General features: G+C 63.4%; 21 protein-coding genes. 11 read left to right on the top strand and 10 right to left on the bottom strand.

Annotated features, from left to right (window positions below; all coding sequences use genetic code 11):
* Window positions 1–78: 78 nt before the first annotated feature.
* Window positions 79–618, bottom strand: a complete 540-nt coding sequence (locus NKH04_RS14235; RefSeq protein ID WP_352450179.1) for a protease inhibitor Inh/omp19 family protein — start codon at window positions 616–618, stop codon at window positions 79–81.
* A gap of 305 nt (window positions 619–923) precedes the next feature.
* On the opposite strand from NKH04_RS14235, the gene NKH04_RS14230 reads away from it, so the two are divergent.
* The 8 genes from NKH04_RS14230 (at window position 924) to NKH04_RS14195 (ending at window position 8,030) form a co-directional block, all read left to right on the top strand.
* Window positions 924–1,934 (top strand): MBL fold metallo-hydrolase, encoded by a 1,011-nt coding sequence (locus NKH04_RS14230; RefSeq protein ID WP_352832366.1) that lies wholly within the window; start codon window positions 924–926, stop codon window positions 1,932–1,934.
* Between the two features lie 70 nt (window positions 1,935–2,004).
* Complete coding sequence (locus NKH04_RS14225) at window positions 2,005–2,166, top strand: DUF1328 family protein (RefSeq protein ID WP_031195454.1); 162 nt, start codon at window positions 2,005–2,007, stop codon at window positions 2,164–2,166.
* Between the two features lie 74 nt (window positions 2,167–2,240).
* On the top strand, window positions 2,241–3,125 hold the full coding sequence (dapF, locus tag NKH04_RS14220) for a diaminopimelate epimerase (protein ID WP_352832365.1): 885 nt from the start codon (window positions 2,241–2,243) through the stop codon (window positions 3,123–3,125).
* A complete protein-coding gene (gene mtaB / locus NKH04_RS14215; RefSeq protein WP_352850296.1) occupies window positions 3,125–4,426 on the top strand; it encodes a tRNA (N(6)-L-threonylcarbamoyladenosine(37)-C(2))-methylthiotransferase MtaB in 1,302 nt (433 codons plus the stop codon). The genes dapF and mtaB overlap by 1 nt, the downstream gene beginning before the upstream one ends.
* Before the next feature lie 11 nt (window positions 4,427–4,437).
* Window positions 4,438–6,021, top strand: a complete 1,584-nt coding sequence (gene ftsY, locus NKH04_RS14210) for a signal recognition particle-docking protein FtsY (RefSeq protein WP_352873138.1) — start codon at window positions 4,438–4,440, stop codon at window positions 6,019–6,021.
* Between the two features lie 60 nt (window positions 6,022–6,081).
* Window positions 6,082–6,747: a septation protein A gene (locus NKH04_RS14205; RefSeq protein ID WP_352493215.1), complete on the top strand. Its 666-nt coding sequence runs from the start codon at window positions 6,082–6,084 to the stop codon at window positions 6,745–6,747.
* 88 nt (window positions 6,748–6,835) lie between these two features.
* Window positions 6,836–7,456, top strand: a complete 621-nt coding sequence (locus NKH04_RS14200) for a pyridoxamine 5'-phosphate oxidase family protein (RefSeq protein ID WP_352685342.1) — start codon at window positions 6,836–6,838, stop codon at window positions 7,454–7,456.
* Window positions 7,457–7,496: 40 nt separating this feature from the next.
* Window positions 7,497–8,030 (top strand): NADPH-dependent FMN reductase, encoded by a 534-nt coding sequence (locus tag NKH04_RS14195; RefSeq protein WP_352767671.1) that lies wholly within the window; start codon window positions 7,497–7,499, stop codon window positions 8,028–8,030.
* Between the two features lie 107 nt (window positions 8,031–8,137).
* On the opposite strand, the gene NKH04_RS14190 is transcribed toward NKH04_RS14195, so the two are convergent.
* Window positions 8,138–8,347 (bottom strand): tautomerase family protein, encoded by a 210-nt coding sequence (locus NKH04_RS14190; RefSeq protein ID WP_352540817.1) that lies wholly within the window; start codon window positions 8,345–8,347, stop codon window positions 8,138–8,140.
* Between the two features lie 32 nt (window positions 8,348–8,379).
* A complete protein-coding gene (locus NKH04_RS14185) occupies window positions 8,380–9,297 on the bottom strand; it encodes an SMP-30/gluconolactonase/LRE family protein (RefSeq protein WP_352767356.1) in 918 nt (305 codons plus the stop codon).
* A 264-nt stretch (window positions 9,298–9,561) separates the two neighbouring features.
* Here NKH04_RS14185 and NKH04_RS14180 point away from each other — a divergent pair, with 264 nt between their 5' ends.
* Window positions 9,562–9,729, top strand: a complete 168-nt coding sequence (locus NKH04_RS14180) for a hypothetical protein (RefSeq protein WP_023721879.1) — start codon at window positions 9,562–9,564, stop codon at window positions 9,727–9,729.
* A gap of 16 nt (window positions 9,730–9,745) precedes the next feature.
* Here NKH04_RS14180 and NKH04_RS14175 read toward each other — a convergent pair whose 3' ends face one another.
* The 6 genes from NKH04_RS14175 to ccmA all read right to left on the bottom strand — a co-directional run bounded on the left by NKH04_RS14175 (window position 9,746) and on the right by ccmA (window position 13,494).
* Window positions 9,746–10,789: a DUF2332 domain-containing protein gene (locus NKH04_RS14175; protein ID WP_352491646.1), complete on the bottom strand. Its 1,044-nt coding sequence runs from the start codon at window positions 10,787–10,789 to the stop codon at window positions 9,746–9,748.
* Window positions 10,790–10,804: 15 nt separating this feature from the next.
* Entirely contained in the window at window positions 10,805–11,380 is a 576-nt protein-coding gene (locus NKH04_RS14170; protein WP_352491647.1) for a DsbE family thiol:disulfide interchange protein, read from the bottom strand.
* Window positions 11,377–11,544 (bottom strand): heme exporter protein CcmD, encoded by a 168-nt coding sequence (gene ccmD / locus NKH04_RS14165; RefSeq protein ID WP_352456348.1) that lies wholly within the window; start codon window positions 11,542–11,544, stop codon window positions 11,377–11,379. The genes NKH04_RS14170 and ccmD overlap by 4 nt, the downstream gene beginning before the upstream one ends.
* Before the next feature lie 102 nt (window positions 11,545–11,646).
* Window positions 11,647–12,024 carry an Imm50 family immunity protein gene (locus NKH04_RS14160; protein ID WP_352832358.1) on the bottom strand — a complete coding sequence of 126 codons (378 nt, stop codon included), beginning with the start codon at window positions 12,022–12,024 and terminating at the stop codon, window positions 11,647–11,649.
* Window positions 12,024–12,689 carry a heme exporter protein CcmB gene (gene ccmB, locus NKH04_RS14155; protein ID WP_352470824.1) on the bottom strand — a complete coding sequence of 222 codons (666 nt, stop codon included), beginning with the start codon at window positions 12,687–12,689 and terminating at the stop codon, window positions 12,024–12,026. The genes NKH04_RS14160 and ccmB overlap by 1 nt, the downstream gene beginning before the upstream one ends.
* 196 nt (window positions 12,690–12,885) lie before the next feature.
* Window positions 12,886–13,494 carry a heme ABC exporter ATP-binding protein CcmA gene (ccmA, locus tag NKH04_RS14150; RefSeq protein WP_352832355.1) on the bottom strand — a complete coding sequence of 203 codons (609 nt, stop codon included), beginning with the start codon at window positions 13,492–13,494 and terminating at the stop codon, window positions 12,886–12,888.
* A 282-nt stretch (window positions 13,495–13,776) separates the two neighbouring features.
* Here ccmA and acnA point away from each other — a divergent pair, with 282 nt between their 5' ends.
* On the top strand, window positions 13,777–16,467 hold the full coding sequence (acnA, locus tag NKH04_RS14145) for an aconitate hydratase AcnA (protein WP_352832352.1): 2,691 nt from the start codon (window positions 13,777–13,779) through the stop codon (window positions 16,465–16,467).
* A gap of 69 nt (window positions 16,468–16,536) precedes the next feature.
* Here acnA and NKH04_RS14140 read toward each other — a convergent pair whose 3' ends face one another.
* The gene (locus NKH04_RS14140; RefSeq protein ID WP_352470827.1) at window positions 16,537–17,217 is read right to left on the bottom strand and encodes a ceramidase domain-containing protein; all 681 of its coding nucleotides are present in this window, start codon (window positions 17,215–17,217) and stop codon (window positions 16,537–16,539) included.
* Between the two features lie 175 nt (window positions 17,218–17,392).
* On the opposite strand from NKH04_RS14140, the gene NKH04_RS14135 reads away from it, so the two are divergent.
* Complete coding sequence (locus NKH04_RS14135) at window positions 17,393–18,142, top strand: DUF1223 domain-containing protein (RefSeq protein ID WP_352470828.1); 750 nt, start codon at window positions 17,393–17,395, stop codon at window positions 18,140–18,142.
* Window positions 18,143–18,253: the final 111 nt, after the last annotated feature.

Here is an 18,253-nt window from a genome sequence, read left to right as displayed (position 1 = left end):
AAAAACAAAAGAGGCAATTCCAGGAAAAGTGTGTAACGGTTTTCCGTCCGGAATTGCGTAACAATGGGGGCCGTTCTCTTACCTTGTAAGCGAGATCGGCAGGCCGTTGGAAGTCTGGCCGTCGAATTTCTCGCCGCCCGAAGAATAGAGCCGTGCCAGCGTGCCGCCATTCTCGTCAAAGAGCGTCAGCTGTTTGCCGGCGACGTTCCACGATTTGATGCCATCGAGCGGCGCCGGGCAATGCAGCGGTCCGGCGCGGTAGCCCGAACCGAATTTGGTCTGCGGCGTCGCCACCTGACAGCTCTGGCCGGACACGCTTGCCTTCCACACGCCGGCGACGCTGGACGCGGTAAGGTCGGCCGCACCGGCAGGCGCCGTCCCGTCCGGCGGCAGCGAGGCGACCTGGGTGTTCTGCGGCGCGGTAGGAAATTTCGACGGATCGGCCGGGCCGGGTGTCGCCGGCGGCGGCAGCTGGTTTGCGGTCACCTTGCCGGCGGGCGCAGCTTCCAGCGGCGCCGGCTGCTGCTCGTCCATCGATGTGAACCGTGAGGTTGAACAGCCGCTCGCAACGAGCGCGGCCAGCGATACGGCCAGCAGGCCGGTTTTCGAAAATTTCATTCTTCAACCTCCGTCGGATCGGGCTGGGGGTGCCGTCCGCGCAATGTCCCCCTCACCAAGATGGAGAAGGTGGCGAAATTTCAACCCGATATGGTTAAAATACGGTTTGCGCCGGTAATGTTGCAAATTTGTCGCAAAATGCACATTGTCTGAAATTGCGTTACGCCTTGGCCGTTTGGCCGACACCTCCGGTTGATTCGATACGGCGCGCTGGCGCCAAATCCCTGGCGTTCACCTCAAATGCTTGTGCGGGCCGGCGCCGGCATTATCTCTTGGCGATCAGCAAACTGCAGGGAGCCGATTTCTTGGCCGCGAGAAAGAGAGCCGCCAACCGCTATTACAGCGGGCCGCCCAGCGATCATTTCGACGGCACCTTGTTCTTCAATCCCGACGGACGGCCGCCGGGTCGCTTTGCCGATCTGTTGAAATGGCAATTGAGCCGCGAGCGCTCGAAATGGCCGGCGGCGGATCCGAGCCCGTTTCCACCGGCAAGACCGGTCGAGCGCATCGATGGTTCTGCGCTGCGCCTCACCATGGTCGGTCATTCCTCGCTGCTCGTCCAGACAGCCGGCCTGAACATCCTGACCGACCCAGTCTGGTCGCGACGCGTCTCGCCGCTCTCCTTCGCCGGTCCGAAACGCGTCAATCCGCCGGGCATCGCGTTTTCGCATTTGCCGCCGATCGACCTCGTGCTGGTCAGCCACAACCATTACGACCATCTCGACCTCGCCACGCTGAAGCGCCTGACGACAAGACACGACCCGCTGCTGCTGACGCCGCTCGGCAACGACACGATCATCGGCGCTGCCGTGCCCCGTATGAGGCTTTCCGCGCATGACTGGGGCGACCGGGTCGATATCGGCGATGGCGTCGCCGTCCATGTCGAGCCGGTGCACCACTGGTCGGCCCGCGGTACTCGCGACCGGCGCATGGCGCTGTGGGCGGGTTTCGTCGTCGAGACGCCCGACGCAAAGATCTATTTCGCCGGCGATACCGGCTTCCACGGTGGCATCAATTACCGGCTGATGGCGCAAAAGCACGGCGGCTTCCGCCTCGCCATCCTGCCGATCGGCGCCTACGAGCCGCGCTGGTTCATGGCGCCACATCACCAGGATCCGGAGGAGGCGGTGCAAGGCATGCTTTTGTGCAACGCCGCCTATGCAGCCGGCTGTCACTGGGGCACGTTCCGGCTCACCAACGAGCCGATCGACGAGCCGCCCAGAAAGCTCGGCGAAGCGCTCGATGCTGCCGGCCTGCCGCGGCAACGTTTTCGCGCCTTGCGGCCGGGCGAAGTCTGGGACGTGCCGGCGGTCTAGCGCGGCGGAACCTAAGGCATCACATAGACGTTTGTAGGTGTTCAAACCTGTCGGCTGCGAGGTGTCTCTCATGATCAGGTGGATCATCATTCTTTTGATTATCGCGGCCGCGGCGAGCCTGCTCGGCATGCCGGCACTGGCCGGAGCCGCCGCCACCGGCGCGCGCATCCTCATCGGCATCGTGCTGATCATCTTCCTGCTGATCGTGCTTGGCGTCTTCGCGGTGACTTGAAAATCACGCCGCGCTGGTAATTTCTGCCGCTATCCGCCATATAGGCGCCAAACCGGCAAGAGACCTTTCGATCGATGGCAAGCGCGGCCCCTTTCGCCAAGATGAACGGCATCGGCAACGAAATCATCGTTGCCGATATGCGTGGCCGTGCCGATCGCGTGGCGCCTGCGGCAGCCGTCGCGCTTAATGCCGATGCGGCGACCAGGTTCGACCAGATCATGGCGATCCACGACCCCAGGACGCCGGGCACCGCCTTTTTCATCGACATCTTGAATTCCGACGGAACCAGGGCGCAAGCCTGCGGCAACGGCATGCGTTGTGTCGTCCAGGCGCTCGCCGCCGAGACCGGCCAGAAGACATTTGCCTTTGAAACAGTCGCCGGCATCCTCAATGCCGAGGAACATGCCGACGGAATGATCTCGGTCGACATGGGCAGGCCGCGCTTTGGCTGGCAGGACATCCCGCTGGCCGAGGAATTCCGCGACACCCGCATGATCGAGCTGCAGATCGGCCCGATCGATGCCCCGGTGCTGCATTCGCCGTCGGTCGTCTCGATGGGCAATCCGCACGCCATCTTCTGGGTCGACCGCGAAGTCTGGTCGTACGAGCTCGAGCGCTTCGGCCCGCTGCTCGAAAACCATCCGATCTTCCCCGAGCGCGCCAACATCACCATCGCGCAGGTGACCTCGCCGGAGACCATGGCCATCCGCACCTGGGAGCGTGGCGCCGGCCTGACCAAGGCCTGCGGCACGGCTGCTTGCGCCGCTGTGGTCGCCGCGTCCCGCACCCGGCGTACCGGCCGCGGCGTCACGCTGATGACGCCCGGCGGCGGCTCGCTGCATGTTTTGTGGCGCGACGACGACCACGTCATCCTCACCGGTGCCGCCGAATGGGAATTTTCCGGCAGCTTCGATCCGTCGACCGGGGCGTGGGCGCGCGACACCGAAAGCGCCGCCTGATGGCTCCTCTTGGCAACAAGGGTATCGAGGTCGTCACCTTCGGCTGCCGGCTGAACACCTATGAATCCGAGGTGATGCGGCGTGAAGCCGAAAGTGCGGGCCTCGGCGGCCTCGAAGGCGGTGCCATCATCTTCAACACCTGCGCCGTCACCGGCGAGGCTGTACGCCAGGCCAAGCAGTCGATCAGAAAAGCCCGCCGTGAGAACCCGGCCGCCCGCATCATCGTCACCGGCTGCGCCGCGCAGACCGGCCCGCAGGATTTCGTCGCCATGGACGAGGTCGATCTCGTCCTCGGCAATGAGGAAAAGCTGAAGGCGCATTCCTATCGCGCGCTGCCGGATTTCGGCATCAACGACACTGAGAAGGCGCGCGTCAACGATATCTTTTCGGTGCGCGAGACGGCCGCCCACATGGTCGACGCCATCGAGGGCCGGGCGCGCGCTTTTGTCCAGGTGCAGAACGGCTGCGACCACCGCTGCACCTTCTGCATCATTCCGTACGGTCGCGGCAATTCGCGCTCGGTGCCGATGGGCGCCGTGGTCGAGCAGATCAAGCGACTCGTCGGCAATGGTTATGCCGAGATCGTGCTGACGGGCGTCGACATGACCAGTTTTGGCGCCGATCTGCCGGGCGCACCGAAGCTCGGCAAATTGGTCAAGACCATCCTGAAGCAGGTGCCAGACGTGAAACGCCTGCGGCTTTCCTCGATCGACTCGATCGAAGCCGACGACGATCTGCTGGACGCCATCGCCACCGAGCCGAGGCTGATGCCGCATCTGCATCTGTCGCTGCAATCGGGTGACGACATGATCCTGAAGCGGATGAAGCGCCGGCACAGCCGCGACCAGTCGATCCGCTTTTGCGAGGATGTGCGCAAACTGCGCCCCGGCATTGTTTTCGGCGCCGACATCATCGCCGGCTTCCCGACCGAGACGGACGCCATGTTCGAAAACTCGCTGGAGATCGTCGAGGAATGCGGCCTGACGCATCTCCACGTCTTCCCGTTTTCGCCGCGCCAGGGCACGCCCGCCGCGCGCATGCCGCAGCTCCGCCGCGTCGTCGTCAAGCAACGCGCGGCACGCCTGCGCGCCGCCGGCGAGGCCGCCTATCGCCGCCATCTTGCCTCGCTCGCTGGAACGCATCAGTCGATCCTGATCGAGCGTGACGGCCTTGGCCGCACCGAAGGGTTTACGCTGGCCGCGGTCTCTGCCGGCGCTCCGGGCGACATTGTCGAGGCTGATATCGCCGGCCATGACGGTATCCGACTGATCGCCGCGCCGCTTGCCGCCCGCGCCGCCTGAGAGCGCAAGACATGGCTGGGTTTTTCAAGAAGATATTTTCGTTCGGCAAGAAGGAAGTCGTCGAGGAGCGGCCAGACGAGGCCGCGCCGCTGCCGCCGATCAAATGGGACGAACTGGAGGCGCTGAAACCGGCCGCCGAGCAGGCCGTCCCGGAGTTTTTGAAACGCGAAGAATCGCGGCCCGAAGTCGAAGCCGTACCTCCACCGCCAGTCGAACCAGAGTTGCCTCCGGCACCGCAACCGGCGCCGGAAGAGCAGAAGCCTGAGCCGCCGCCGACCATTCCACCCGAGCCGGAAACGCCTGCTGAGGAACCGGAGGAGATCCGGGCCGAGCCGCAGCAGCCAGAAATCGTCCCCTCCCAGCCGGAACCTGCACCCGTCGAAGTGCCGGTAGTGCCCACCGAGGCTCCCTCACCAGCGCCAGTGCACGAAGTCCCGCCCGCCGAAATACCGCCCCCGATCCGCCAGCCAGCGCCGGCCGAGACGAAACCGATCTTGACCGAGATCGCGCCCGAACCGGAGGTCGTGCCGGCGCCCCACCCTCCCATCGAGGGGGAGGTAAAGCCCGAGCCGGAAGCCGTTCCGCAACCTGAGCCAAAGCCCGCCCCCGGCAAAGTCACCGTAACCAAGAAGGTCGAGCAGAAAGCCGAGCCGCAGAAGGCGCCCGAACCGGCGCCGAGGCGCTCCTGGTTCCAGCGCATGCGAGACGGGCTTGCCCGCTCTTCCAAGGAGTTGTCGGGCAACATCGCCGGCGTCTTCACCAAGCGGAAGCTTGACGAGGACACGCTGCAGGACCTGGAGGATGTGCTGATCCGCGCCGATCTCGGCATGGAGACGGCTTTGCGCGTTACCGACGCGCTCTCCGCCAGCCGCTACGGCAAGGACGTCTCCGACACCGAAGTCCGCGCCATCATGGCGGCCGAGGTGGAGAAGGTACTAACCCATGTCGCCATGCCGCTAGAACTCGATCTCAGCCACAAGCCGCATGTCATCCTGGTCGTCGGTGTCAACGGAACCGGCAAGACCACAACCATCGGCAAGCTGGCGGCAAAGCTGACCGATGGCGGCCTCTCGGTGATGCTCGCCGCCGGCGACACTTTTCGCGCCGCCGCGATCGAGCAGCTGAAGATCTGGGGCGAGCGTACCAACTCGCCGGTCATTGCCTCGAAGCTCGGCGCCGATGCCGCCGGCCTCGCCTACGATGCATTCGAGCGCGCGAAGGAGGCCGGCTCCGACGTGCTGATCATCGACACCGCCGGGCGGCTGCAGAACAAGACCGAACTGATGGCGGAACTGGAAAAGATCGTCCGGGTGCTGGGCAAGCTCGATCCGGAAGCGCCGCACACCGTGCTGCAGACGGTCGATGCCACCACCGGCCAGAATGCGCTCAACCAGGTCGAGATCTTCCGCAATGTCGCCGGCGTCAACGGCCTGGTAATGACCAAGCTGGACGGCACGGCGCGCGGCGGTATTCTGGTGGCGATCGCGGCAAAGCACAAATTGCCGGTCTATTTCATCGGCGTCGGCGAACAGGTCGACGACCTCGAACCCTTTTCCGCAAGCGAATTCGCCAGGGCGATCGCTGGAGTGGCTTGACGAGCATGATTCCGAAAAGTTGCAGGCTCTTTGGATTGGATCATGCGTAAGAAGGACGCTATGAACCCACCCATCCTCGAAGGCGACCCGTCCGATCCGCGACGCAGGGCGTTGAACCCCGGCCTGAAATTCCTGCTCGAACTCGGGCCTGGCCTGGTGTTCTTTTTCACCACCATCCGCGGCGCGTGGCTTGTCGGGAAGTTTCCGATCCTCGGCCATATCGGCGAGCCTATCCTGATTGCCACAGCGTTCTTTATGGTGGCGACGGCGCTATCGCTCAGCGTTTCGTGGATTTTGACGCGAAGCTGGCCGATCATGCCGTTGGTCTCGGCCATCGTGGTGTTTGTGTTTGGCGCGCTGGCGCTGTGGCTGCAGGACAAGACCTTCGCTTTCATGAAGCCGACAATCATCAACAGCCTGTTCGGCATCACGTTGCTTGGCGGGTTGGCGTTTGGCAGATCGCTGTTGGGCTATGTCTTTGATTCCGCCTTCAATCTCGACGCCGAAGGCTGGCGCAAGCTCACTTTCCGATGGGGACTCTTCTTCCTTTTTCTGGCTGCGCTGAACGAGATCGTGTGGCGCAACTTTTCTGAGGAAGCCTGGCTTTATTTCAAGGTCTGGGGCACGATTCCCATTACCCTTGTCTTCACGTTAAGCCAAATGCCGTTGATCCTGCGCCATTCGCTCGAGGACAAGGCCGGCAAGGAAGAGAAGGCCGGCAAATAGAGCAATTCCAGGAAAGTGTGTAGCGGTTTTCCCGGGAAAGCGCGTAGCGTTTTCCCTAGGGAATTGCATCAGAATAAGGGGAGAGGGCATGGAATTCATCACCACTCGCGACGAGTTGAGGACGATCTACAAGACGCCTCGGCTGACCGACGGCTCGATCCGCAAGGAATTGAAGACATTGGACGGCCACTGCCGTTCATTCATCGGCAAGAGCCCGTTCGTGCTGATCGGCTCGTCCGACGGCGCCGGCAATGCCGATGTGACGCCCAAGGGCGACAGGCCGGGTTTTGTGGCAGTGCTCGACGAGAAGACCATCGCCATCCCCGACCGGCCGGGCAACAACCGGCTCGACACGCTGGAGAACATCCTTCTCAATCGCTCGGTCGGGCTGCTCTTCCTCATTCCCGGCATGAACGAGACGCTGCGTGTCAACGGCGATGCCCGCATCACCGTCGATGCGGCGTTACGCGAGCGGCTGGCGGTCGACGGCAAGGCGCCGCAAAGCGTCGTCGTGGTGACGGTCAAGGCCGCCTATATGCATTGCGCCAAGGCCTTCATGCGCTCCGAACTGTGGAAGCCGGAGAGCTGGTACGACCGCGCGACGCTGCCGACGCTCGGCCAGATCCTGCGCGACCAGCTGGCGCTCGCCGATTCGGCCGAGGCGACCGACCGCTGGCTGGATGAGGAATACAGGGAGACCATGTGGTAGCGTGCCCGGCAACGAATCGCCCAAGCCGGTCTCCATTCCTTTGCTGAACATCCTCGCCATCTCCGGCAGCCTGCGCGCCGCCTCGACCAATTCGGCCCTGGTCGCGGCACTCGCGCAAAACGCGCCGCCGGACTGTCACGTCTTCGTCTACGATGGACTTGGCCGGCTGCCGATCTTCAACCCCGACGACGAAGGCGAGCGGACGCCGCCGCAAGCAGCAGTGCTGATCGATGCGGTCACCGCCGCTGACGGCGTCATCGTCTCCTGCCCGGAATATGCCCACGGTGTGCCAGGCGGCCTGAAGAACGCGCTTGACTGGCTGGTGTCGCGCGATGCCGCCGTTGGCAAGCCAGCCATGCTGGTGCATGCCTCGCCGCGCTCGCTGTTTGCCCGCGCCGCACTGGTCGAGATCATGCGGACAATGTCTTTTGCGCTCCATGAGGAAGCAGCGCTCGAAATAGCGCTGCTCGGCAAGAAGCCGCCGGAGGTGGAGGATATCTTGTCGCAGCCGGAAAACCGGCTGACGATGCGCGATGCCCTATCCGCCTTCGCGGAGTTCATCCGCTCGCGGTGAACGCCGGACCGTGCTTTCGCCATCCCAGGGTCTCCGCGACGGAGTTTCGCTCCTGCTCCGCCCCCGGGATGACGACGCTAGGAGCTGCGGCCAATCTGTGCCGGGAACTATCCCTTGCTCCTCCGCGTCTCGACGTCGGTCCCGCCGACGAACCAGTCGCGTGCAGCGACCTCCTCGAAAACCACCCAGACATCGTTGTTGGTCAGGCCGGTGACGCCGGTGATGGCCGCCGTCACCTGGGCGGCGATCGCGGCCTTTTTGCCGGCCGGGTCGTCGGCAATCACCTCCTTGACCAGGCGGATATTCACGAATGGCATGGTTCCCTCCCTTGCATATGCTTGGCGGCCGCTCAGTAGGTTTTGGCGCCGTTGACCATGAGCCGGACCATGTAGAGCGAGGTCGTGCCGGCGATGTAGAGGCAGTTCAGCTTGTTGCCGCCGAACACGCAATTAGCAACGACTTCCGGTACCTTGACCTTGCCGATCAGCGTCCCGTCTGGATCGTAGCAATGGACCCCGTCGGCGGCACTGGTCCAGATGCGGCCGTCCGCATCCAGCCTGAAACCGTCGAACAGGCCGGCGGTGCAGTCGGCAAAGACCTTTTCGCCTGAGACCGTCTTGCCGCCCTGGCCGACATTGAACACCCGGATGTGTGCCGGATTTTGCGCACCATGCGTGCGGCCGGTATCCGCGACATAGAGTTGGCGCTCGTCGAGCGAGAAGGCGAGCCCGTTGGGCCTGACCATGTCGGTGATCACCGCCTCGGTCTCGCCGGTGCCGGGATCGACCCGGTAGACATGGCAGGCGCCGATTTCGCTTTCGGCCTTGTCGCCCTCGTAATCGGTATCGATGCCGTAGCTCGGATCGGTGAACCAGATCGAGCCATCGGACTTGACCACCGCGTCATTGGGCGAGTTCAGCCGCTTGCCGCGCCATTTGTCGGTGATGGTGATGACCGAGCCGTCATGCTCGGTGCGGCTGACGCGGCGGCCGGAATGCTCGCAAGTAACCAGCCGGCCTTGCCGGTCGACGGTGTTGCCGTTGGAATTGCCGGACGGCTGACGGAACACGCTGACGCTGCCGTCGGTCTCGTCGTAACGCAGCATGCGATTGTTCGGGATGTCGGACCAAACCACATAGCGCCCGGCTGCAAACCAGGCCGGTCCTTCCGCCCATCGGCAGCCGGTAAACAGCCTGTCCACCTGTGCATTGCCGTTGAAAAGCCGCGAAAAGCGCGGATCGAGAACTTCGTAGAATTCGCTGGCCATGGTTCCTCCCGGTAGCAGTCGCTTGGCAAGGGCGCGATCAAGCCAGCCTGCGATCGATATGGCAAGATCGATGATGCGTCAGAGCATTATGGAATGCGAATGCTGGCCCGGACGGCAGGTCACATCCCGTTAACCGGCTATGCGCCCAGCGCAATGGTGCATTGCAACATCTTATTTTTGCAATGCACCATAACTATGTCATGCTCCGTATCGATCAAGGGAGGAACAACTGGCCGCGAAATGCGGCGCAAAAGGAAACTCGCTATGATCATCGACAGCCTCATGAGCCGCGCTCGCGCCAGCATCGCCAAGCGCCGGCATTACAACCGCCTCGTCGCCGAAATCGACAGCTTCAGCAGCCGCGACCTCGCCGACATGCGCGCCGACCGCTCAGAAATGCTCTACCAGGTCCACAAGCAGATCTACGGCTGAGTGAATGGGCTCGGGCTTAGCCCACCCATTCGATCCAGCGGCCGTGGTAATCGCAATGGGCCAGGCGGTGCGTCTCGCCGCCCGGCCATAAAGTCAGGCTGAGTACCGCCCAATTGTTTGTGGGATCGCGCGGCTCCATCCTCAGCCTTGCGATAGGCGCAGCGGCCGTGGCCTGTCTGCCCGCCTGCTCCAGGGCGACGATGATCGCGTCCTTGGTCGCCCGCGGCAGGTATTGCCACATGATCGAATGATAGAGCACAAAAGCGCCACCCTCCTGCCGCGCGGCCAGCGCCTTCCCGACAAAATCCGCCGCGTCCGCTTTGACAAGTGGCGGTCGAAACTTTTCGGCAAGTGACAGCGCAGCGTCGAGCCGGGCCAGCCGCGTAGCCTGATCGGCCCAGACGTAAGACCGAAGCCGTAACCGTGTGGCTGCGTCGGCGACATCTACCGGCGCGATGTCACAGCCGGCGCGGTGGCGGACGTCGATCGCTCCACCAAGCGGAACAGCGAGTCCGCGCACCTCCGGCGCCAACCGAACGGTGGAGGTCCGGTCGCCCCACTCGGCATCGCCGTAGCGGTAGTGAAAGCTGTCGAACAGGAGATTGAGCCCAGCGCTGGCGCCAATCTCGCACAAGTCCAGCGGCAGGCCGGTTTCCCGCGCGACTGTCAGAAATCCAGGCAGCAGCATCGCCGACCGGGCGATTTCATTGGTCTGCGGCGCACCGGCGAGGCCGGCGACGATCCGCTCGTCGGATCGCGCAATTGCCTCCGGCAGCACCGCCGCGATCTCGGATTCGCTTGTCTGGTTGGGCGGATAGATCAGTGCCAATCGCTCATTGGCACCCGTCAGGACCAACCCATGCAGCGCGCCGCAAAGCCGCAATGCGAGGGCGTCGGCGCGCGCGTCGCCCGGCCAACCGAGCACCGCCTGCCCGGTCCTGGTGTTTGCGTCGAGAACCTTAGCGAGCGCACGGCATAAATTCGCGGTGAAAGGCGAGCCAAGTCCATCGCAGGCTTTCGCCTGTGCCAGAAAATGATCGCGGATGTCTCGTTCGTCCATCGCGTTTCAGGTGTCTCAGCCCGGAGCCGCGAGCGCCTTCTCGATTTCGGGTAACAGCAGCGTCCGCGCCGAGTCCGGCGTCAGCGGCCCTACATGCTTATAGGCGATCTTGCCATCCTTGCCGATGACGAAGGTTTCCGGCACGCCGTAGACACCCCAGTCGATCGCCGTGCGTCCGGCTTGGTCGACGCCGATCGCCTGGAATGGATTGCCGAGATCGCCAAGGAACCGACGGGCGTTTTCCGGCTGGTCCTTGTAGTTCAGCGCCGCCATGACGAAGCGTCTGTCCTGCGACAGCGCCAGCAGCACCGGATGCTCTTCGCGGCACGGCGCGCACCAGGACGCGAAGACGTTGACCAGCGTCACCTTGCCGGCGAACTGTTTTGAATCGAGGCCCGGCAAATTGGTGCCTTCGAGCGCCGGCAGGTTGGTCTGCGGCGCCGGCAGGCCGATCAGCGCTGACGGCACTTCCGACACGTCGCGCCCGGACAAAAGCTGCGCCAGGAACAATCCCGCCAGCCCGAGAAAGACCACCAGCGGCAGCAGCACGATCAGGCGGCGGCGCGCCGGTGTTTGGGTTTCCGTGCTCATGATTTTACTGCCTTATCGGAGCGCCGGCGCACGCCGGATGCCTCCAGCTCGGCAAGCTCTCGCTTGCGGCCGCGCTGGTCGAGCAGAATCCAGCCGATCAGCCCACCCAGCACCACGGCCGTGATCGCATAGGCGGCGGTGACATAAAGGGCGTGAACGCTCATTTTCCCGATCCAAGGCTTCTCACGGCGGAATTCATAGCCTCACCGGCTGTTTGTCGCAATGAACGGGTCTGCGGCAGATTTGCGGTTATCGCAAGCCGAAGGTCACTGCGAACGCAAAACACCTGATATGTTTTTGATACGCATGTATTGGCACGTCAGAGACAGCCTGACAGCCCCTTCGCAGGTAAGCAGGATTCTACCGGCGTCATCCCACATCCTGATTGCACTCCAGCCATGGCTCCGGAACTTGCGAAGGCTAATCGATTCGACCGCGATGAACTCAAGCCCGAAAGACACGGCATTGAACGCCGCCCATTTGGCGGGGGGCCGGTAGGGGAGGACGGTCGAGATGAAGGAAAGGTACATGCTAGGCCCTTCACGATTGATTTCGGCCTTGGTTACCTGGACGGAAGACAGGTCCGGATAGTTGCCGTAGATTGTCTGGAGAAAGATCGGGTTCTCTATGCGCAGCGGCCACATCAATCCGTTCCGTGCCGAAGCGCCAGCGCCGCCGCCACCGGCCCGAGCACGGCAAGGAACAGGGTCAGCGCGGCGAGAATGAGGAAGGGCTGCAGAAAAGGATCGGGGTTCGCCACCGCGCCATAGCTTGCTGATACGCCGAAGATCAGCACGGGAATGGTTAGCGGCAGCACCAGCACCGAGATCAGCAGGCCCCCGCGCGGCAGCGCCACCGCCACCGCGGCACCGGCGGCACCGATGAAGGTGATCGCCGGCGTACCGACCAGAAGCGTCAGCGCCGTCGCACCGATGCCGATGGGCTCCATGTTCATGAACAGGCCGAGCAAGGGAGCGGCGATGACCAGCGGCAGCACGCTTCCCGCCCAATGCGCCAGGCATTTCGTCAGAACGGTCAAGGCCAGCATGTGCCGGTCGTTGCCAAGCACCAGAAGATCGAGCGAGCCGTCCTCGCGGTCGGCCTGGAACAGCCGGTCGAGGCCGAGCAGGCAGGCCAGCAATGCGGCGATCCACAGGATCGCCGGGCCGATGCGGGCCAGCAGCTTCAGCTCGGGACCGACGCCGAAGGGGATGGTCGCGATAACGGCGAGAAAGAAAATCACGCCGGTAAGCGCCCCGCCGCCGGCGCGGATACTCAGGCGGATGTCGCGCAGGAAGAGGGCTAGCATGATGTGAGATGCTTTCGCCTGGGCACCCCCCTCTGTCCTGCCGGACATCTCCCCCTCAAGGGCGGAGATTGGCTGTCACGACTGCCTTCGCCAATCTCGATCGTTGAGAGTTGAGCGCAGCGACGAAGCTGCCAATCTCCCCCCTCGTGGGGGAGATGTCCGGCAGGACAGAGGGGGGCGCCGTAGAGCACCAACATCAAACGGCCTCGCCCATCACCAGCCCTTGTGCCCCCTCGATCCCCAGCGGCAAATGCGTCGCCGCAACCACGATCCCGCCCCTCTCGAGGTGCTTCCCCATCAATTCGCCGAATCTCTCCTCGGAAGCCTTGTCCAGTCCTGCCGTCGGCTCATCGAGCAGCCACAATGGCCGGTGGCTTACCAGCAGTTTTGCAATCGCCGCGCGGCGGCGTTGCCCGGTCGAGAGATAGCCGAACGGCAGATGGCCGATGCCGCCCAGCCCGACGGTTTCCAGCGCCTCTTCAACAGCCGCGGAACCGGCGCCCGAAAAATCGCGCCAGAAGCACAGGTTTTCCGTAACGCTCAGCGCCGTCTTCATCGCGTTGAGGTGGCCGAGATAGTGACAGGCCGAGGCGGCCGACGGAAAGTCCTCGCCACCACCTTCGAACCGCACACGGCCTGCCGCCACTGGCAATAGTCCGGCGACGATCCTGAGCAGCGTCGATTTGCCGGCGCCGTTCGGCCCGGTGACGACCAGCGCCTGGCCATCCCCCAGCGCGAATTCGATGCCGGAAAATACCGTCTCGCCGCCGCGTTCGCCGCCCAGATTTTCGGCGATCAGCCGCATCCGTCCCCCTTCGCCGAAAGTTCAGGCGCGGCTTCGGTGCGCCGCACCAAAAATGGCGATTCCGTGTCTAGAACTATTCCAGAAAATTCTCTATATCCGCATCATCCGTGCCAGCGGTCGGCACGGGAACCGAATTTGCGCCGAACCAGCGCGCGTGCCGCCTTGAACGGCCCGGACGCTTGGGAACGGATAGCGGAAATGGCCGTACCCGCACCTTTGCGCGTGATTTGCATGCCCACTGGCGTCCGTTCCCTTCCGGCAACCGACAGTTAGGGATCGCACGTGTCCAAATCACTCGACAGCTTCAATTGCCGCCGCACGCTGACCGCCAGCGGCACCGAGTACATCTACTATGACCTTGTCGAGGCCGAAAAGAACGGCCTCACCGGTATTGCCCAATTGCCCTATTCGATGAAGGTGCTGCTGGAGAATCTGCTGCGCAACGAGGACGGCCGTTCCGTTACCAAGGAGAGCATCCAGGCGGTCGCCGGCTGGCTGACTGACCGGGGCACCGCCGGCGTCGAGATCGCCTATCGCCCGGCTCGCGTGCTGATGCAGGATTTCACCGGCGTTCCAGCCGTGGTCGACCTTGCCGCTATGCGCGACGCCATGGCCTCGCTCGGCGGCGATCCGCAAAGCATCAATCCGCTGGTGCCGGTCGATCTGGTCATCGACCACTCGGTCATCGTCGACGAATTCGGCACGCCACTGGCTTTCGCCCGCAATGTCGAGCTTGAATATGAGCGCAACGAGGAACGCTACAAGTTCCTGAAATGGGGCCAGCAGGCGTTCCGCAATTTCCGCGTCGTGCCGCCCGGCACCGGCATCTGCCATCAGGTCAATCTCGAATATCTCGGTCAGGTCGTGTGGACCAACAGCGAAGACGGCGAGACCACCGCCTATCCCGACACCTGCGTCGGCACCGATTCACATACCACGATGATCAACGGCCTCGGCGTGCTCGGCTGGGGTGTCGGCGGCATCGAGGCGGAGGCCGCGATGCTTGGCCAGCCGGTCTCCATGCTGCTGCCTGAAGTCATCGGCTTCCGGCTCACCGGCAGGCTGAGGGAAGGCGTCACCGCCACCGACCTGGTGCTCACCGTCACCCAGATGCTGCGCAAGAAGGGCGTCGTCGGCAAGTTCGTCGAATTCTTCGGGCCGGGCCTGTCCAACATGACGCTGGCCGACCGCGCCACCATCGGCAACATGGCGCCGGAATATGGCGCCACCTGCGGCTTCTTCCCGGTCGACAGCGAAACCATCCGCTATCTGACAATGTCCGGTCGCGACGAAAGCCGCATCGCCCTGGTCGAGGCTTATTCGAAGGCGCAAGGCTTGTGGCGCGATGCCGGCTCGGCCGATCCGGTCTTCACCGACCTGCTGGAGCTCGATCTCGGCAGTGTCGTCCCGTCGATGGCCGGCCCGAAGCGGCCGGAAGGCCGGGTCGCACTTGAAGACATTCCGGCTGGCTTCGCCAAGGCCATGGAGTCCGAATACAGGAAGGCCGCCGAAATCGACAAGCGCTATGCCGTCGAGGGCACGAGCTACGATCTTGGCCATGGCGATGTGGTCATCGCCGCCATCACCTCCTGCACCAACACCTCGAACCCGAGCGTGCTGATCGGCGCCGGGCTGTTGGCGCGCAATGCCAACCGGCTCGGCCTCAAGCAGAAGCCGTGGGTCAAGACCTCATTGGCGCCGGGCAGCCAGGTCGTCGCCGAATATCTCGAGAAATCCGGCCTGCAGAAGGAGCTCGACCAGATCGGCTTCAACCTGGTCGGCTTCGGCTGCACCACCTGCATCGGCAATTCCGGCCCATTGCCGGCGCCGATCTCCAAGACCATCAACGATAAGGGCTTGATTGCTGCGGCAGTCTTGTCCGGCAACCGCAATTTCGAAGGCCGCGTCTCGCCCGACGTGCAAGCGAACTATCTCGCCTCGCCGCCACTGGTCGTCGCCCACGCGCTGGCCGGGACAGTGACCAAGGATCTGACCACCGAGCCGCTCGGCGAGGATCGCAACGGCAATCCGGTCTATCTCAAGGATATCTGGCCGAGTTCGGTCGAGATCCAGGAATTCATCGAGAAGAACGTCACGCGCGAATTGTTCGCCCGCAAGTATGCCGACGTCTTCAAGGGCGACGAGTACTGGCAGAACGTCAAGGCGCCGGAAGGCCAGACCTATGCCTGGGACGACAATTCCACCTATGTGCAGAACCCGCCCTATTTCGCCGGCATGACGTCGGGCTTCGGCAAGATCGGCGATATCAAGGGCGCGCGTGTGCTCGGTCTGTTCGGCGACAAGATCACCACCGACCACATTTCGCCGGCCGGTTCGATCAAGGCGGCCTCGCCGGCCGGCAAGTATCTCACCGACCACGGCGTCGGCGTCGCCGATTTCAACCAGTACGGCACACGCCGCGGCAATCATGAGGTAATGATGCGCGGCACCTTCGCCAATATCCGCATCCGCAACCATATGCTGGGCGAGAACGGCCGCGAGGGCGGCTACACCATCCATTACCCGTCGAAAGAAGAGGAATCGATCTACGACGCCGCCATGCGGTACAAGAAGGAAGGCGTGCCGCTGGTCATCTTCGCCGGCGTCGAATATGGCAACGGCTCGTCGCGCGACTGGGCGGCCAAGGGCACCAATTTGCTGGGCGTCCGCGCGGTCATCGCCCAGTCCTTCGAGCGCATCCACCGCTCCAATTTGGTAGGCATGGGCGTGATCCCCTTCGTCTTCGAGGAAGGCACCTCATGGGCCTCGCTCAACCTCAAGGGCGACGAACTGGTCGAGATCGACGGACTGGGCAACATCAAGCCGCGGCAGAAGATGATCGCCAGGATCACCTACGGCGACGGCAGCGTCAAAGAGGTTCCGATCATCTGCCGCATCGATACGCTGGACGAGCTCGACTACTTCAAGAATGGCGGCATCCTGCAATACGTGCTGCGCGATCTGGCCGCTTAAGGGAGTAGGGCAATAAGGGAGTAGGGCAGTAGGGTGAAGCAAGGAGAAGCGACTTATTCCCCTACTGCCCTACTGCCCTACTGCCCTAATTCCCGGCTTTCCAAACCGCGCTGTCGCCGCCAGCAGCACGCCGAGCATCAGCCCGTTGAATATGTGCCACAGGAAATGCGTGCCGAGCGGAAAGCCGCCGCAGACCAGCGGATCGATCATCCGGCAGATGACCGACACGACGAAGATCGCCGAGCCCGCCAGATTGTACCAGCCGGCACGGTTGCCGCTGGCCGCCACCATGGCGCCGAAGAAGGCGAGCGCCAGGAAGGGCGGCAGATAGCCGGTCGTCCCGTTCGACGCCTGGCGCAGCCAGTCGGGCACGGCAAAGGTCACCAGCCCGGCGACGGCATAGAAGGCGACGAAAATGGCGATCGCCTTGCCCCATTTCATGCCGAGAAAACGCCGCAGGTTGAACAGCGTGTAGGCCAGCGTGAACCCGGCGATCGGCAGCACGTCGGCCCAGACCGTGCCACGGTTGGCAAAGGTGTGGAACAGCGACGAGCCGACGCCGATCGCCACCACCCACCAGGCCAGCACTTCGGCGAAGGTGCCGGTGCCGCGCTTGCGCACCTGCCAGACACCCCATAGCCCGGCGGCAAAAAAAGCCAGATTGCTCAGCGCATTTAGCGGTTCGGCCCAGAATTCCGGCCCCGTCCGTTCGCAATAGAGGTCGACCGGCGCCAGGAGAGATTGCCACATGCTGATTGCCGCCCGAATCGCTTCCATCGTAAAGTGCAAGTCCACCTATTGCGCCCTTGCCAGCGGTTGCAACGGCAAAATTTCACCGCAACGTGACTTCCCGTTGACTGCCGCTTCTGCCACATATTTCGACAACCAGAACAAAGCCGGCGTCACCGGCGGGATCGGAACGGCTATGCCATCTCGAAGACCATTGCGGCTTGCGGCCCTTGCGCTGGCCCTCTCGGCGTTTGCCGGCAGGGCCCTTGCCGAGCCAACCGACAAGCCATTAGGCGTCGTCGAGCTCTTCACCAGCCAGGGATGCAACTCCTGTCCGCCGGCAGATGAATTCTTCGCCGAGCTCGCCGCCAAAGAGGACATCGTCGCGCTCGCCTATCATGTCGATTATTGGGATTACCTCGGCTGGCAGGACACGCTGAGCCGCAAGGAAAATACCGAGCGGCAATACGAGTATATGCGCGCCTTCGGCAGTCGTTCCGTCTACACCCCGCAAGCCGTCATAAACGGCCGCAGCCATGTCAACGGCGCCAGCCGCAAGGAAGTCGACGGCGCGCTGGCCCGCATGGAGAGGGTCGGCGAAGGCATGCGCGTCGGCATCAAGGTCAGCCGGACCAGCGATCGCGTCATGATCGATGCCGGCGACGCTGTGACCGGCCCAACCGACGCGCATGTCGTCATCGTCTATTTCAATCCGCCGCAGACGATAAAGATCGGCAAGGGCGAAAACAGCGGCCGCAGCATGACCTACTGGAACGCCGTCTCCAGCATCCAGACCGCCGGCATGTGGCACGGCAAGGCGCAGCGCTACGAACTGCCGATGAGCGAGATCGCCAAGAAGGGCGGCTGCGCCGTGCTGCTGCAGTCGGTCGGCAAGGACGGCATGCCCGGGCCGATCCTGGGCGCGGCCTTTATCCGCAAGCCTTAAGCGGGGACCTCTCCTTCTCCCCTTGTGAGATCTTTGCACAGAAGCCGATCAGTGATTCTGTTGTGAGGTTGGAGCAGGGAGATTCGCGATGGTGGATCGTGTTCTGGGTCA

This window comes from Mesorhizobium sp. M1365 (assembly GCF_040317865.1).
Taxonomy (GTDB): Bacteria; Pseudomonadota; Alphaproteobacteria; order Rhizobiales; family Rhizobiaceae; genus Mesorhizobium.
Note: the sequence above shows the minus strand (reverse complement) of the source record. Positions and strands in the feature narration are given on the sequence as shown.

Bases quoted from the DNA above. Each gene is read 5' to 3' on its own strand.
- NKH04_RS14235 (WP_352450179.1), bottom strand. From the start codon at position 618: ATGAAATTTTCGAAAACCGGCCTGCTGGCCGTATCGCTGGCCGCGCTC.
- NKH04_RS14225 (WP_031195454.1), top strand. From the start codon at position 2,005: ATGATCAGGTGGATCATCATTCTTTTGATTATCGCGGCCGCGGCGAGC.
- dapF (WP_352832365.1), top strand. From the start codon at position 2,241: ATGGCAAGCGCGGCCCCTTTCGCCAAGATGAACGGCATCGGCAACGAA.
- mtaB (WP_352850296.1), top strand. From the start codon at position 3,125: ATGGCTCCTCTTGGCAACAAGGGTATCGAGGTCGTCACCTTCGGCTGC.
- ftsY (WP_352873138.1), top strand. From the start codon at position 4,438: ATGGCTGGGTTTTTCAAGAAGATATTTTCGTTCGGCAAGAAGGAAGTC.
- NKH04_RS14205 (WP_352493215.1), top strand. From the start codon at position 6,082: ATGAACCCACCCATCCTCGAAGGCGACCCGTCCGATCCGCGACGCAGG.
- NKH04_RS14200 (WP_352685342.1), top strand. From the start codon at position 6,836: ATGGAATTCATCACCACTCGCGACGAGTTGAGGACGATCTACAAGACG.
- NKH04_RS14190 (WP_352540817.1), bottom strand. From the start codon at position 8,347: ATGCCATTCGTGAATATCCGCCTGGTCAAGGAGGTGATTGCCGACGAC.
- NKH04_RS14185 (WP_352767356.1), bottom strand. From the start codon at position 9,297: ATGGCCAGCGAATTCTACGAAGTTCTCGATCCGCGCTTTTCGCGGCTT.
- NKH04_RS14180 (WP_023721879.1), top strand. From the start codon at position 9,562: ATGATCATCGACAGCCTCATGAGCCGCGCTCGCGCCAGCATCGCCAAG.
- NKH04_RS14175 (WP_352491646.1), bottom strand. From the start codon at position 10,789: ATGGACGAACGAGACATCCGCGATCATTTTCTGGCACAGGCGAAAGCC.
- NKH04_RS14170 (WP_352491647.1), bottom strand. From the start codon at position 11,380: ATGAGCACGGAAACCCAAACACCGGCGCGCCGCCGCCTGATCGTGCTG.
- ccmD (WP_352456348.1), bottom strand. From the start codon at position 11,544: ATGAGCGTTCACGCCCTTTATGTCACCGCCGCCTATGCGATCACGGCC.
- NKH04_RS14160 (WP_352832358.1), bottom strand. From the start codon at position 12,024: ATGTGGCCGCTGCGCATAGAGAACCCGATCTTTCTCCAGACAATCTAC.
- ccmB (WP_352470824.1), bottom strand. From the start codon at position 12,689: ATGCTAGCCCTCTTCCTGCGCGACATCCGCCTGAGTATCCGCGCCGGC.
- ccmA (WP_352832355.1), bottom strand. From the start codon at position 13,494: ATGCGGCTGATCGCCGAAAATCTGGGCGGCGAACGCGGCGGCGAGACG.
- NKH04_RS14140 (WP_352470827.1), bottom strand. From the start codon at position 17,217: ATGTGGCAATCTCTCCTGGCGCCGGTCGACCTCTATTGCGAACGGACG.
- NKH04_RS14135 (WP_352470828.1), top strand. From the start codon at position 17,393: ATGCCATCTCGAAGACCATTGCGGCTTGCGGCCCTTGCGCTGGCCCTC.